The organism is Thalassotalea sp. LPB0316 (assembly GCF_014898095.1).
Lineage (GTDB): Bacteria > Pseudomonadota > Gammaproteobacteria > Enterobacterales > Alteromonadaceae > Thalassotalea_G.
In genome coordinates, this window is the sequence record NZ_CP062946.1 from 1,786,502 (window position 1) to 1,801,240 (window position 14,739).

12 protein-coding genes are annotated in these 14,739 nt (G+C 43.1%); 6 read left to right on the plus strand and 6 right to left on the minus strand.

Annotated features, from left to right (window positions below; genetic code table 11):
* The 5 genes from rsxD to LP316_RS07930 all read right to left on the minus strand — a co-directional run bounded on the left by rsxD (position 1) and on the right by LP316_RS07930 (position 6,446).
* On the minus strand, positions 1 to 1,059 hold the full coding sequence (rsxD, locus tag LP316_RS07910; RefSeq protein WP_193020484.1) for an electron transport complex subunit RsxD: 1,059 nt from the start codon (positions 1,057 to 1,059) through the stop codon (positions 1 to 3).
* 3 nt (positions 1,060 to 1,062) lie between these two features.
* A complete protein-coding gene (gene rsxC / locus LP316_RS07915) occupies positions 1,063 to 3,279 on the minus strand; it encodes an electron transport complex subunit RsxC (RefSeq protein ID WP_193020485.1) in 2,217 nt (738 codons plus the stop codon).
* A gap of 11 nt (positions 3,280 to 3,290) precedes the next feature.
* A complete protein-coding gene (rsxB, locus tag LP316_RS07920) occupies positions 3,291 to 3,845 on the minus strand; it encodes an electron transport complex subunit RsxB (RefSeq protein WP_193020486.1) in 555 nt (184 codons plus the stop codon).
* Between the two features lies 1 nt (position 3,846).
* On the minus strand, positions 3,847 to 4,425 hold the full coding sequence (gene rsxA / locus LP316_RS07925; protein WP_193020487.1) for an electron transport complex subunit RsxA: 579 nt from the start codon (positions 4,423 to 4,425) through the stop codon (positions 3,847 to 3,849).
* Between the two features lie 167 nt (positions 4,426 to 4,592).
* Positions 4,593 to 6,446 (minus strand): EAL domain-containing protein, encoded by a 1,854-nt coding sequence (locus tag LP316_RS07930; RefSeq protein WP_226960696.1) that lies wholly within the window; start codon positions 6,444 to 6,446, stop codon positions 4,593 to 4,595.
* 467 nt (positions 6,447 to 6,913) lie between these two features.
* On the opposite strand from LP316_RS07930, the gene rimP reads away from it, so the two are divergent.
* From rimP to rpsO, 6 genes are all read left to right on the plus strand, one after another.
* Positions 6,914 to 7,369 carry a ribosome maturation factor RimP gene (gene rimP / locus LP316_RS07935; RefSeq protein WP_193020489.1) on the plus strand — a complete coding sequence of 152 codons (456 nt, stop codon included), beginning with the start codon at positions 6,914 to 6,916 and terminating at the stop codon, positions 7,367 to 7,369.
* A gap of 28 nt (positions 7,370 to 7,397) precedes the next feature.
* On the plus strand, positions 7,398 to 8,891 hold the full coding sequence (nusA, locus tag LP316_RS07940) for a transcription termination factor NusA (RefSeq protein ID WP_193020490.1): 1,494 nt from the start codon (positions 7,398 to 7,400) through the stop codon (positions 8,889 to 8,891).
* A 23-nt stretch (positions 8,892 to 8,914) separates the two neighbouring features.
* A complete protein-coding gene (gene infB, locus LP316_RS07945) occupies positions 8,915 to 11,593 on the plus strand; it encodes a translation initiation factor IF-2 (RefSeq protein WP_193020491.1) in 2,679 nt (892 codons plus the stop codon).
* 289 nt (positions 11,594 to 11,882) lie between these two features.
* Positions 11,883 to 12,284: a 30S ribosome-binding factor RbfA gene (gene rbfA, locus LP316_RS07950; protein WP_193020492.1), complete on the plus strand. Its 402-nt coding sequence runs from the start codon at positions 11,883 to 11,885 to the stop codon at positions 12,282 to 12,284.
* A 3-nt stretch (positions 12,285 to 12,287) separates the two neighbouring features.
* A complete protein-coding gene (gene truB, locus LP316_RS07955) occupies positions 12,288 to 13,247 on the plus strand; it encodes a tRNA pseudouridine(55) synthase TruB (protein ID WP_193020493.1) in 960 nt (319 codons plus the stop codon).
* 163 nt (positions 13,248 to 13,410) lie between these two features.
* Positions 13,411 to 13,680 carry a 30S ribosomal protein S15 gene (gene rpsO, locus LP316_RS07960; RefSeq protein WP_193020494.1) on the plus strand — a complete coding sequence of 90 codons (270 nt, stop codon included), beginning with the start codon at positions 13,411 to 13,413 and terminating at the stop codon, positions 13,678 to 13,680.
* A 146-nt stretch (positions 13,681 to 13,826) separates the two neighbouring features.
* Here rpsO and LP316_RS07965 read toward each other — a convergent pair whose 3' ends face one another.
* The gene (locus LP316_RS07965; RefSeq protein WP_193020495.1) at positions 13,827 to 14,696 is read right to left on the minus strand and encodes an alpha/beta fold hydrolase; all 870 of its coding nucleotides are present in this window, start codon (positions 14,694 to 14,696) and stop codon (positions 13,827 to 13,829) included.
* Positions 14,697 to 14,739: the final 43 nt, after the last annotated feature.

Consider the following 14,739-nt stretch of genomic DNA (forward strand, 5'->3'; position numbering starts at 1 on the left):
CTATTTACCTACCTGATGCCCGTAAGTTCTCGGGCGCGTATACTGATCGATAAGCGGCGCCGCCATATTGCAAAGTAACACTGCAAAGGCAACTCCGTCAGGGTAACCGCCAAATTGACGAATAATAAAGACTAGAAATCCAGCGAGAGCGGCGTACACAATTCGGCCTTTGACACTAGTCGCACTTGATACGGGATCCGTTAATATAAAGAAAGCTCCTAGCATGGTTGCGCCGCTAAGCCAGTGAAACATAGTTGACGACGAGCTATCTGGCGATACGACATAAGCGATAAAGCTACAGATTAATAAACTTACTAAAAAGCTAACCGGTGTTACCCAAGGAATGGCCTTTTTGTAAATTAAGATGGTGCCACCGATTAAAAAACCAAGGTTTATCCATTCCCAACCCAATGCAAAGTGCTGACCAAAAACAACTTCTTGGCTACTCTCAACCACGGTTTTACCGAGTGTTAAGTTAGTTTTTAGCGTATCTAACGGCGTAGCCATGGTATACCCGTCGATATGGGTGCGCAGTTGCTCAATCGAGAAACCATCGGGTGTAAAACCTGTAAATATTACGCTCAAGGTTTGAGAAAAGTTAAGGCTAAATTGCATTAACTCTAATGGTGGTTGCCACGATGTCATTTGTAGTGGAAATGATACCAATAGCATCACGTAAGCGGCCATCGCCGGGTTAAATGGATTGTGGCCAATACCGCCGTATAATTGCTTGACGATAACGATGGCAAATGCCGCGCCAATCACACTAATCCACCAAGGTGCAATCGCTGGCAGACTTATACCGATAAGTACGGCGGTTAATATCCCACTACTATCGAGTAGCTCGGGTTTGATTTCGCGCTTGCGCATCGACAAAACACAAAATTCGCAGACCATGGCAGTAGCGATGGCGATAGCGATATGAATGAGGTTACCCCAGCCAAAGAAATACCATTGAGCAAAAATGCCCGGTAAGGTGGCAAGTATTACCAAGCGCATCAAAGCGCCGGTGCTTGATTGCGTGTGGTTATGTGGAGAACTGGCGATCCAATAGGTCATAGGTTATTTATTTTCTGCTTGTTGTTTCTTGGCTTTTGCTTTGGCAATCGCGGCGGCAATACGGGCTTTTTTATCGTCAGCCGGCGTAGCTGACACTTGACTATCTTGCTCATTAACTTGCTGTTTAGGCGCTGGAATACTCTCACTGGTTTGGCTTTGTTGCGCGAGCTTTTTCGCTTTTGCTTTCGCAATTGCTGCGGCAACTCTTGCTTTTTTATCGTCTTGTGTCGTGTTTGTTTCTGGCGCTTGAGCTGGCTTTACAGCTTCTTCAACCTTAGTTTCAGAGGCTTGCGCATCAATGCTTTTTACATCAACTTTTGCATCAGCGGTGGTTGTCTCAGCTTTTTGAACTGTTGATTCGGCAGCGAGCTTCTTAGCTTTTGCTTTGGCAACTGCCGCTGCAACCCTAGATTTTTTATCGTCTGCTGGTGCTTTATTGGGTTCATCGACTGCTTGTTCGGCTTGTTCTTTGGCAAGCTTTTTCGCCTTAGCACGCGCTACAGCATCAGCTACAAGGGCTTTATCGTCAGCTTTGTTCTGTACTGAATCAGTTGTCGTCGTTTCAGCTTGCTGTGCTTGTTGGGCCGCCTTTTTTGCTTTTGCTCTTGCAACTGCTGCCGCTACGGCTGATTTTTGTTCGGTTTTAGCCGTGTTGCTGTCATCAACTACTGTGCCTGCTTTTTTAGCTTTTACTCGTGCTAACGCGGCTGCTACGGCTGACTTTGCATTACTAGCTTCTTCTGTATTGGCATTCATTTTCGCACGGCGAGCTTCCGCAGCTTTGCGGTGTTTTTCTTCTCGCGCAATTTTCTCACGCTCAAGGCGTTGTTTTCGCGCTTCAAAACGAGATTTAGCTTTTTCCGCTTTGAGCTCTTGTACTTGTTGAAAGCGGATTTCAGCCTTGGCAACGCGATAGTATTGAACGAGTGGAATTTGGCTTGGGCAGACAAAAGCACAGGCACCACAATCAATACAATCAAACAGATTTAACTTTTTGAGTTGATCGTAATCTTTGGCTTTTGCGCTCCATTGCAATTCTTGTGGCAATAGTTGGCTTGGGCAAACTTCCGCACATTGACCGCAACGAATACACTCTTGCTCTTGTTGTGCGATCGGAATTTCGGTATTACTCGGTGCTAAAATACAGTTTGAGGTTTTAATGATCGGCACTTGTGGTGAAGGCATGGTAAAGCCCATCATAGGCCCACCCATGATCAACATACTGTTGTCATTGGCTTGATAACCACATTGTTCAAGCAGAAACTCAACAGGCGTGCCTAACAATGCCCAAACGTTTTGTGGTTTCTCTAGGCTTTGGCCGGTTACGGTAACAACGCGTTTGATCAGTGGCGTATCGTTAATCACGGCATCTGCAATCGCGTAACAGGTTGCGACGTTTTGCATCACAATGCCCATTTGACCGGGAATAACCCCCGATGGTACTTCTTTACCGGTTAATGCTTTTATTAACTGTTTTTCACCACCGGTTGGATACTTGGTTGGCAATACGCAAATTTTGACTTTATCAAAGCCTTGGGTCGCTGTTTCCAGCGCTTTGATCGCCTCGGGCTTGTTATCTTCAATACCAATCAGAATGTGCTCAGGTAGGAGTAAGTGATCGAGAATTTTAATACCGTCAACAATACTCGGGCTGTGCTCGCGCATCAGTAAATCATCAGAGGTGATATATGGCTCACATTCTGCAGCGTTGATGATCAGAAAATCAATAACAGGCTTGTTATTTACTTTAATGTGAGTAGGGAAGCCTGCTCCACCCATGCCGGCAATACCTGCATTGGCTATTTTGGCGATAATATGCTCGCGCGAAAGCGCGTAAAAATCGTCACATACTTCACGCTTAATCCATTGGTCTTTACCGTCGGGTTTGAGAAAAATACACGGCTCTTGCATCGCCGATGGATGTGGAATGGTCGCGCGTTCAATTTTCTCGATAGTACCGCTTGTTGGTGCGTGTATTGGCACCGCCATAGGATTGTGATTTTGCGTTAATGGCTGACCTTTTAAAACGTAATCGCCAGATTCGACGATAGCTTTTGCCGGCACACCGATATGTTGCTGCATTGGAATACACAGCATATCAGGTAAATCTAATGGGCGGATTGGTTTGTCATTTGACAGCCATTTTTGCTCCGGCGGATGAATACCGCCATGAAATTGCCAAAATTTTCCGCTACTAATTCTTTCGATAATGGATTCCACGATAACCTCGACTACTCAACTTGGGTGACGGGAATGTTATTAAGGTCCCAACGCCAATTTTGCGGCGTTTCTTCAATAGGACGCATTTCAATACAGTCGACAGGACATGGAGCAACACATAAATCACAGCCGGTACACTCATCGGCGATAATCGTATGCATTTGTTTTGCCGCACCGATAATGGCATCAACTGGGCAGGCTTGGATACACTTGGTACAGCCAATGCAGTCTTCTTCAATAATAAATGCGACTTTTGGCGTGTTGTCGGTTGCATGGCTCTCATCCATGGCTATAGGTTCAACACCCATTAAATCAGCGATTTTTTTAATTGTGTCTTCACCACCTGGTGCACATTTATTGATGGCTTCACCATTGGCAACCGCTTCTGCGTAGGGTTTACAGCCTGGGTAGCCACATTGACCACACTGAGTTTGTGGTAATAACGCGTCAAGTTGATCAACTAATGGATCACCTTCTACTTTGAATTTCACCGAGGCAAAACCAAGTAAGCCGCCAAAAAACGCAGCTAAGGCACCGATGACTAAAATAGCGATTAGGGTCGTCATATTATTTTACTAACCCCGTAAAACCAAGGAAGGCTAATGACATCAGGCCGGCGGTAATCATAGCTATTGCTGAACCTTTAAATGGCGCAGGTACGTCGGCATTGGCTAAGCGTTCACGCATCGCCGAAAACATGATTAATACCGCTGAAAAACCAAGTGCTGCGCCAAAGCCGTAGATAACTGATTCGAAAAAGTTGTGTTGCTCGTAAATGTTGAGCAGGGCAACGCCAAGCACGGCACAGTTGGTTGTGATCAAGGGTAAGAAAATACCGAGTAAACGATACAAATTTGCGCTGGTTTTATGTACCACCATCTCAGTAAATTGAACGACCACAGCGATAACTAAAATAAACGCCATAGTCTCGAGAAACTCAAGTGAAAGCGGCACTAATATATAGGCATTAATTAGGTAACTAAGTGTCGACGCCAGCGTCATCACGAAAGTGGTGGCAAATGACATACCGATGGCCGTTTCGGTTTTTGAAGACACGCCCATAAAAGGACACAGCCCTAGAAACTTGACTAGAACAAAGTTGTTTACCAGTACTGTGCTTACTAAAAGAAGAAAATATTCGGTCATTCTAGCTGTTTAGATCGAAAAAATTGGCTCTATTATCCTTGTTTATCGAAGAGATAACAACCGGATAACAATTATGGCTTTTAATTTAATACGCTGATTTTAATTAACTCGATCCAAATAAGCAAAATGGCGCCTGAGCGCCATTTTTTTACTGTGGAAATTTCAGCTTACATCTGTTCCGGTTTGCCTATGTAAAAGCCTTGGCAACCATCGACAAAAAGTTTTTCTAGTGTGTGCTTTTCTTCTTGGGTTTCAACATTTTCTGCTAACACATTAATGCTTAAACGATGGGCTAAATCGACCATTACCCGCAAGAAGTACTGGTTGTTTTTATCTTCATCGATATCTCGCGTGTAGGTACTGTCCATTTTTATATAGTCAGGTTTAAGCTCTTTAAAGAACTTAAACGAGGTTAGGCCAACCCCAAATCGCTCGACGGTAACACGTGAGCCAACGCGATGGATCATATCGATAAATCGCTTACTGGTTTGTACGTTTTGCTGTAAACCATATTCGGTAATTTCAAAAATAAGATTAGGTGCAATCGAGCTTTCTCTTAATAATCTGCGCTCTAGCCAAATTAAGAAATGTTCATCGTGAATACTGCGCGAGCTAATGTTAATGCCGAACTGACTACCTTGCAGGTTTTTCTGGCTGATTTCGGTGAGCGCTTGCTCGATGATCATTCGATCAACAGCAACAATTTTATCGAGTTTTTCTGCCATTGCGATAAATGATGCTGTCGGCAAGGTTTCGTTTTTAGCGTTTTTAAAGCGCGCTAAAATTTCACCGTACATCTTAGTGTTTTTAGTCGATGGTTTGATTGGTTGGATTAACAATGCAACGCGTTGTGCAGCGAGCACGCTATCAATTTCTTGACGCCAATTTTGGTTGCCATAATGGTTCGATGGGCTATTAGTGTCACCTTCTTTTTGTGCATACCAACCATTGATGCTCTGTGTTTGGGCAACGCTAATTGCGGTATCTGCAAGCGCTAAAATTTCACCTAACGGCTCGGCATCGGTAAAGGCAACAACGCCTGAGTAAGCGACTGAATCTAAATCAGCAGATTGTTGGTATTGATTGAATTTATCCGTCAGTGCTTGCGCATATTTCTCCGCTTCTTTCATCGTAACGTTAGGTAAAATGGTTGAGAAATCAGAACTGTTAAGCCTAAATAGCTGGCCGCCTTGATACTTTTCAATCTCGCTTTTTAAAATGTCGGATACTTTACAGATATAATTGTCACCCTCTTTGTAACCACTAATCTGGTTAATCGTTTGTAGCTCACTACACCGAGTGATTAACAGCACGCCAAATTTAATTTCATGTAATTCTGTTACTTTGCTTTCGAAATATTGAACAAAGCGGTTGCGGTTAGGGAGCTGAGTTAACGTCTCTGTGTAGGCTTCTTTTTCCAACTGATTGGAATTCGCTTTTTGGTTTTCAATCAGCGATTGTAAACTCGTTAAGCCTTTTCGTAGCTCTGGCAATTCCACCGTAGCTTTCGTCTTGTAATGAATCTCGTCGTCAGCGGAGGGCATAAACGAAGTAATTTCATTGCGAATTTGTTCGTTAATGGTATTAAAAAATGCGCGATACGATTTTAAACTGACAATACTCGAAATAATCACAAACGCCGCTGTAGATAAAACAATAGCCAGATAAATGTTAATGAGTTTGTCGATAAAGATATCGTCAGCTAGGGCATAGGTGACTTTTAAACTATGGCTATTGAGCCAAACCTCTTGGTTAGCTGGTGCAATAAATTTAGAAATTAGATGTTGTTGGCTACCTTGATGCTTCATTAAGTTTTTATTTTCATCATTAGTGATGAGCAGTAATCGATAGTCGTTTGCACCTTTAATTGTTTTAACAATGGTCTGAATACTTGCTTGTTGATCAAGCGCACCGGCCATAGCGATTAATGAACCTTCAAATTTTTCGTGGCGCTCTTGCAGCAAGGTTTGACCAAACCAAGTGCACAGGGCAATTAAACCAACGCTAAAAATTAATCCCATCAGAGTATTTCGCGCTATTAACTGACTAAATGTATACATAGAGTGTCGTTTTTTACTATTGTTATGGTTGTTAATATTGCTCTTATAACATGAAAGTATTCAACTTTCTAACTCATCGGTGAGTGCAAAGCGATTTGTATTCAACAAAAATTTGCCCGGTTAAATCATTTCCAGATTATTTCGTTTAAATATTGATTAGCTCTTGCTTAAAGCGTGGGGTGAGGATATAATTTCGCCGTCTGAAATACATAGCGCTTTTACTGACGAATCTAGCTTGGATTAAAGAGCTTAGGTTGGAGCGAGTGTATGAATTGAACGTACAGACTTAAGTTCGATTCGAGATATGGGTTCAGTGGTAAAGGCCCCAATGTTGGGGTTTTTTTATAGTTGAATTTAACGCAACTATAATAACAGCATGACTTTATTCGCTGGGCTATATGCCCTTTTTTTGTTTTTGGAGAATGTGATTGGCTAAATTTGAACATCAACTAACTGAAATGTTACGCCCTGCGGTTGAAGAAACTGGCAAAGAATTATTGGGGCTAGAGTTTATCTCGGCTGGTAACAACTCTGTCTTACGTCTGTTTATTGATCATGAAAAAGGTATCGATGTAGATGACTGCGCGGAAGTTAGCCGACAAGTTAGCGCTATTCTTGATGTAGAAGATCCAATTAGCAGTGAATACAACCTTGAAGTGTCGTCACCTGGCGTAGATCGCCCACTATTTGAGCTTGCGCATTACCAAGCGGTGATCGGTGAGACCATTCAAGTCAAGTTAGCAATTCCTTTAAATGGACGTCGTAAATTTAAGGGGATTTTAGAAAGTATTGAAAACGACACATTGCATGTTGTGGTTGACGGTGAAGCGTATCCGTTGGTTTTCGGCAACATTGACAAGGGCAACCTTGTCGCACAGTTTTAAGCATAAAATAGATTAAAGGCTAGGTAACATGAGTAAGGAAGTATTACTAGTTGTTGATGCAGTTTCTAATGAAAAAGCATTACCACGTGAAAGTATTTTTCAGGCGATGGAAACTGCTTTAGAAACAGCAACAAAGAAAAAGTACGAAGGTGACATTCTAGTACGCGTTAGCATTGATCGTAAAACCGGTGAATTCGATACATTCCGTCGCTGGTTAGTTGTTGCAGAAGACCACGAAACTGAAAACCCCTATGCGGAAATCAGTTTAGCTGCAGCACAATATGAAGATGAATCTTTAAATGTAGGTGATTTCGTTGAAGAACAAATCGAATCAGTAAAATTTGACCGAATCACCACACAAACGGCTAAACAAGTTATCGTACAAAAAGTACGCGAAGCTGAGCGTCGTTTAATCGTTGATGCATATCAAGATCAAGTAGGTGAGTTAATCACTGGTGTAGTGAAAAAGGCTTCTCGCGACAGCGTCATTTTAGATTTAGGCAATAACGCAGAAGCAATTATTTACCGTGACGATATGTTGCCGCGCGAAGTATTTCGTCCAGGTGACCGCGTTCGTGGTTTACTATACGCAATTAAACCTGAAGCTCGTGGCGCACAATTATTTGTTAGCCGCACAAAACCAGAAATGTTGGTTGAGCTATTCCGCGTGGAAGTACCAGAAATTGGTGAAGAAATGTTGGAAATCAAAGGCGCTGCTCGCGATCCTGGTTCTCGTGCAAAAATCGCTGTTAAGAGCAACGACAAGCGTTTAGATCCTGTTGGTGCCTGTGTCGGTATGCGTGGTTCACGTGTTCAAGCTGTTTCAGGTGAGTTAGGCGGCGAGCGTGTTGATATCGTGTTATACGACGACAACCCAGCGCAATTTGTTATCAATGCAATGGCACCTGCTGAAGTTGCCTCAATCATCGTTGATGAAGACCAGCGTACTATGGATATCGCGGTTGAAGAAGGTAACTTAGCCATGGCGATTGGCCGCAGTGGTCAAAACGTACGCTTAGCCAGCCAGTTAACCGGTTGGGAGTTAAACGTCATGACAGTTGCTGACATGAACGAGAAGCACCAAGCTGAAAACGACAAAGTCATCACGCTATTTACTGAAAAATTAGATATCGATGACGACTTTGCTACCATTTTAGTTGAAGAAGGTTTCTCTTCGTTAGAGGAAATCGCTTACGTTCCTGTTGCTGAATTACTCGAAATTGACGGCATGAACGAAGAAATCGTGGAAGAGTTACGCGAACGTGCAAAAGCTGCGTTAACAACGCAAGCATTAGCGACTGAAGAATCGTTAGAAGGCGCTGAGCCAGCTGAAGATTTATTAGCGCTTGAAGGCTTAGACAAGCACTTAGCTTATGTTTTAGCAAGTAAAGGCGTATGCACATTAGAAGATTTAGCTGAGCAAGGCGTTGATGATCTTATTGAAATTGAAGAATTAGATGAAACCAAAGCGGGTGAGCTAATTATGGCTGCACGTAACATTTGTTGGTTTAGTGAAGAATAGGTAACGCCGGGAGAAATTTATAAATGGCAGAAGTAACAGTTGAACAACTTGCCAAAGAAATCGGAACACCGGCGGAACGTTTGGTGAGCCAATTAGCTGAAGCGGGCATTAATAAAAGTGTGTCTGACTCAGTAACGGAGCAAGAAAAAGAAGCTTTGCTTGAGCATCTTAAAAAGCAGCATGGTGATGATTCATCAGCGCAGCCGAGTAAGATGACGTTAAGTCGTAAAAAGAAAACGACTTTATCGGTTGGCTCAGGCAGCAAAGCAAAGTCAGTGCAAGTGGAAGTGCGCAAAAAGCGTACCTACGTAAAACGCAGTGAATTAGAAGAGCAGCAAATCGCTGAAGCGGAAGCAAAAGCGAAAGCAGAAGCTGAAGCTCAAGCAGCTGCGGAAGCAGAAGCGCAAGCAAAAGCAGAGGCTGAAGCTAAAGCCAAAGCTGAAGCTCAAGCAAAAGCAGCGGCAGAAGCAAAAGCTAAAGCCGACGCAGAAGCAAAAGCAGTAGCTGATGCAAAAGCGAAAGAAGCAGCTAAAGCGAAAGCTAAAGCAATTGAAGAGTCTGCCGCGAAAACTGAAGAAAAAGAAGTTGAAAGTGATGAAGCGAAGAAAATTCGTTTAGCACAAGAAGCGGAAGCCAAAGCTAAAGCTGAAGAAGAAGCCCGTAAATCTGCAGAAGAAGCTCGTCGACTTGCAGAAGAAAACGAAGCGCGCTGGAAGGCACAAGAAGAAGAGCGCAAGGCACATGAAGATGACGTAGTTCACTTAACTTCTTCTAAGTTTGCCCAAGAAGCAGAAGACAAAGAAGATTCTGCTGAAGAAGGCCGTCGTCGTCGCAAGAAGAAAAAGCCTGCAGAGAAAAATCAACGCGGTGGAAGAAGCCCTCGTGGTAAGCAAACACTTTCTGCACCTCAAAGCTTAAAGCACGGCTTCCAAAAACCAGCGGAAACTAAGTTACAAGACGTCCGTATTGGTGAAACTATCTCAGTTGCCGATTTAGCTAACAAAATGTCAGTTAAAGGCGCTGAAGTCGTTAAAGTGATGTTCAAGATGGGCGCAATGGCGACTATCAACCAAGTGATTGACCAAGAAACAGCAGCATTAGTTGCTGAAGAAATGGGCCGTAACGTGGTGCTAGTTAAAGAAAACGCATTAGAAGAAGCGGTATTATCGGATCGCGGTGAAGCCGGTGACGAAATTACGCGTGCGCCAGTTGTTACTATTATGGGTCACGTTGACCACGGTAAAACATCTTTGCTTGATTATATCCGTGAAGCGAAAGTTGCCGCAGGCGAAGCGGGTGGTATTACCCAGCATATCGGTGCTTACCACGTAGAAACTGGCCACGGTATGGTCACTTTCTTAGATACCCCAGGTCACGCCGCGTTTACCGCAATGCGTTCACGTGGTGCTAAAGCTACCGATATCGTTATTATCGTTGTTGCGGCAGATGATGGCGTAATGCCACAAACAATTGAAGCTATCCAGCATGCTAAAGCCGCTGAAGCACCAATTGTTATTGCAGTAAACAAAATCGATAAAGAAACGGCTGATCCAGATCGCGTGAAAAACGAATTATCACAGCACGATGTTATCCCTGAAGATTGGGGTGGTGACACTCAGTTTGTTCACGTGTCAGCAAAAACAGGTGAAGGTATTGATGAATTACTCGATGCGGTTTTATTACAAGCGGAAGTTTTAGAGCTTAAAGCGGTTGTTGATAAAATGGCAAGTGGTGTTGTTGTTGAATCTAAACTTGATAAAGGTCGTGGTCCTGTTGCAACAATTCTTGTTCAAGAAGGTACCTTAAACCAAGGTGATATCGTACTGTGTGGTTTAGAATACGGTCGTGTTCGTGCTATGCGCGACGAGTTAGGCCGTCAAATTAAATCAGCCGGTCCGTCAATCCCTGTCGAGATCCTAGGTCTTTCTGGTGTACCGCAGTCTGGTGATGAAGCTACCGTTGTTAAAGATGAGCGTAAAGCGCGTGAAGTTGCGTTATACCGTCAAGGTAAATTCCGTGATGTTAAGCTTGCTCGTCAACAAAAAGCTAAGCTTGAGAACATGTTCTCAGACATGGCTGAAGGTGATATTTCTGAAGTTAACGTAGTACTTAAATCAGATGTACAAGGTTCACTTGAAGCGATTTCTGACGCGTTAGTTAAACTTTCTACTGACGAAGTTAAAGTGAAAATTATCGGCTCTGGTGTTGGTGGTATTACTGAAACCGACGCATCATTAGCCGCAGCATCAAACGCTATTGTTGTGGGTTTCAACGTTCGTGCCGATGCGGCAGCGCGTAAAGTCATTGAATCTGAAGGTGTTGATTTACGTTACTACAGCGTTATCTACTCACTGATCGATGAAGTTAAACAAGCGATGAGTGGTTTACTTGCGCCAGAATTCAAGCAAGAAATTATTGGTCTTGCTGAAGTACGTGACGTATTTAAATCACCTAAGCTTGGTGCAATCGCTGGTTGTATGGTGACTGAAGGTATCGTTAAGCGCAGCGCGCCAATTCGTGTATTACGTGAAAACGTCGTAATTTACGAAGGTGAGTTAGAATCACTTCGCCGCTTTAAAGATGACGTGCAAGAAGTTCGTAACGGTACCGAGTGTGGTGTTGGTGTTAAGAACTACAACGACGTACGTGTTGGCGACCAGATCGAAGTTTTCGAAACGGTAGAAGTTAAGAGAACACTATAGTGTTCATTTGAATTACCACTTTAGTTCAATTGTTAAACGTCATCCCGGCATATTTTTAGCCGGGATCTCAAACCAACAAGCAGAGTACATAAAAGGTACGGCAATTGGTTTAAAAGATTCCCGCCTCCGCGGGAATGACGAATTAACCCCTTATCTGGTAAGTTAAATGTCTAAGTGGACAATTAAAACATCAGTTGAGTTAGTTGACTAAATTTAGTGGTGTTTAGTATTTATAAAATGGGGGCTATGCCCCCGTTTTTATCTTGAGATTAAAGTTATAGGAGTTTCTATGGCTAGAGAGTTTTCTCGTACTGACCGTGTTGGTCAGGAAATCCAAAAAGAAGTTGCGATGATCATCCAGCGTGAAGTTAAAGATCCGCGTTTGGGAATGGTGACAGTAAACGCGGTTGAAGTAACTCGCGATTTAGCATACGCAAAAGTGTTTGTGACCTTTTTAACGATTGGTGAGCAAACAGAAGAACAATCGGTCGAGGTACTTAACGAAGCATCAGGCTATATTCGCACGTTACTTGCTAAGCGTATTAAAGCGCGCATTATGCCTGAATTGCGTTTCGTTTATGATAAATCAATGGCTGAAGGTGTTCGCATGACATCGCTCGTTAACAAAGCGATTGAAGAAGATGAGCGCAGAGCCGGCAAAAGTTCTTCAATCGAAGGTGAGGACGAATAGCACATGGCGAAGCGAAGAAAAGGCCGTCCGGTAAATGGTGTTGTATTACTCGACAAACCTTATGATATTTCTTCAAACTCGGCACTGCAGCGTGTTAAACGTATCTACTTTGCACAAAAAGCAGGGCATACCGGGGCACTCGATCCGTTAGCAACGGGTATGTTGCCAATTTGTTTGGGCGAGGGAACTAAGTTCTCACAGTTTCTGCTAGATACAGATAAAACCTATCAAGTAACGGCAAAGTTAGGTGTGCGAACGACAACAAGTGATGTTGACGGCGATATCGTGAGTGAAAAGCCTGTTGATGTTTCTCAAGCACAACTTTTTGAAGCGTTAGCGCATTTTCGCGGTGATTCGAAACAAGTACCGTCGATGTTTTCAGCCCTAAAGTATCAAGGAAAACCGTTATACACCTATGCTCGAGAGGGAATAGAGATTGAGCGTGAAGCTCGTGATATCACTGTATATCGCCTTGATGTTCTTCGCTTTGAAGGCGATGAAGTCGATATGGAAATTCATTGCTCAAAAGGGACGTATATTCGCACCATCGTTGATGATTTGGGTGAACGCTTAGGCTGTGGTGCTCATGTCAGTGCTTTACGTCGCGTTGGTGTAGGTAGTTATGACCGAAAGGATATGGTGACCCTCGAGCAACTTGATGCGCTATTAGCGCAGGCAAACGAGCAAGATGTAGCGCCATCGACATTACTAGATCCGCTACTGTTGCCAATGAATACAGCGCTAGTCGGTATGCCAAGTGTTAATATTGATGATGAATCGGCACGTTTTTTACGCTTAGGTAACCCAGTTAATGCTGCTGGCTTACCATTAGACGGTTTTGTCCAAGTTTATATTGAGCGAACTGAAAACGAAGAACCTGAGTTTATTGGCGTTGGTATTGTCGATGACAATGGCATGCTAGCACCGAAACGGATCACCGTAAAAGAGATGTTAGAATGTTAAAAGGTAGTAAAGTTGGAAAATATACATGTAAACCTTCCAACTTTGTGACCTTTAAAGCTTGCTTTTCTATTATCGGCTGATAGAATAGCGCCTCCTTCATCTATGCTGAATTAGTGATCGGCTAGATGTGTTTTTAAAATTCTAACTTTTTATAGGAATTATTATGTCGCTAAATGCAGAGCAAAAAGCAGCTATCGTTGCAGAATACGCAGTTAAAGAAGGTGATACAGGTTCACCTGAAGTACAAGTTGCTTTATTAACTACGCAAATAAACCACCTTCAAGGTCACTTCAAAGAGCACATCCATGATCACCACTCACGTCGTGGTTTATTACGCATGGTTAGCCAACGTCGTAAGTTATTAGACTACTTGAAGCGTAAAGATGTAGCGCGTTACACTGCGTTAATCGGTAAGTTAGGTTTACGTCGTTAATCGATACGAATCTAGAGAAAAGGAGCCTTATGGCTCCTTTTTGCTTTTTGGGCTATATGGCTTTAAGGCTTGAATGCTTTAAGGTAATTTTCCTTACCGCCATACCGCCATACCGCCATACCTCCTTACCGCGTTCCAGCATTTCTCTAGCTATGCTCCGCCAACCAATCGGTTGCCAGTGGCCAGAGTGATTTACGCTTACTGGAGAAAAACTTCATGTGGCCAATATCTTTTACATCATGATCGCTCGGCGTTAACGTTTTCGTTTGCGCATGATGCTTCATCTTGCCAAAAACTGAGATCATATCACTAACATTGTCATTAATTGCTATCTCATCGTCAGTTGCGTTGACCCATAAAGACGGAACGTCAAGCTCGTCGTAATAATGCTCAAAGACCGTTTTACCAAAAGCTGTTTTTACATAGCCCTGGCCATTGCACCACTGGCGCCATTGTGCTGCGACTTTTTTCGGTAAGGGTTCACCCATGCCAACCCATTGAGACTTGGTGTGGCCAAAAATCATATTAGACATTGGAATAAAGGTGTTCATAAAGTAATGCGCCTTGAGTTTATAAGGCATTGCCATATTTTTTAAACGACCCGATGAACAGGCATAATTAAATACCGAAGAGAGTTTATCACTATTAGGCATCAAACCGATCAATTGTCCTCCGGCACTATGACCAATTAAGTGGTAGCTCGTCTGTGGAAATACTTTGATCAGAACGTCGAGCACCGCCGTTGCATCCAGTTCTCCCCAACATTGAAGTGAAGCTTGCGAGCTAGAAACCTTGCCGTGTAATGATTTGCCAATACCGCGGTTATCGTATGTCATTACCGCAAAGCCCTGTTCAGCCAAATAGCTGGCAAACTTAGCGTAAAAGCCTTGTTTAATACCTGTTGCTGGGGCAATCATAACAGCACCCCTTAAATCAACTTCTGGCCTAAAAAGCTGACCGATAATTATGGTGTTGTCTCGGCAAGTGACTTCAATAGGATGAGGTTTAATGTTCATAGGTAAATATCTATTGATGTTTTAACGTTATGATACATAAATT

Excerpts from the sequence above, each read along its gene's own strand:
- rsxB (WP_193020486.1), bottom strand. The coding sequence starts at position 3,845 with ATGACGACCCTAATCGCTATTTTAGTCATCGGTGCCTTAGCTGCGTTT.
- truB (WP_193020493.1), top strand. The coding sequence starts at position 12,288 with ATGGCGAAGCGAAGAAAAGGCCGTCCGGTAAATGGTGTTGTATTACTC.
- LP316_RS07965 (WP_193020495.1), bottom strand. The coding sequence starts at position 14,696 with ATGAACATTAAACCTCATCCTATTGAAGTCACTTGCCGAGACAACACC.
- rsxD (WP_193020484.1), bottom strand. The coding sequence starts at position 1,059 with ATGACCTATTGGATCGCCAGTTCTCCACATAACCACACGCAATCAAGC.
- infB (WP_193020491.1), top strand. The coding sequence starts at position 8,915 with ATGGCAGAAGTAACAGTTGAACAACTTGCCAAAGAAATCGGAACACCG.
- rpsO (WP_193020494.1), top strand. The coding sequence starts at position 13,411 with ATGTCGCTAAATGCAGAGCAAAAAGCAGCTATCGTTGCAGAATACGCA.
- LP316_RS07930 (WP_226960696.1), bottom strand. The coding sequence starts at position 6,446 with ATGGGATTAATTTTTAGCGTTGGTTTAATTGCCCTGTGCACTTGGTTT.
- rsxA (WP_193020487.1), bottom strand. The coding sequence starts at position 4,425 with ATGACCGAATATTTTCTTCTTTTAGTAAGCACAGTACTGGTAAACAAC.
- nusA (WP_193020490.1), top strand. The coding sequence starts at position 7,398 with ATGAGTAAGGAAGTATTACTAGTTGTTGATGCAGTTTCTAATGAAAAA.
- rbfA (WP_193020492.1), top strand. The coding sequence starts at position 11,883 with ATGGCTAGAGAGTTTTCTCGTACTGACCGTGTTGGTCAGGAAATCCAA.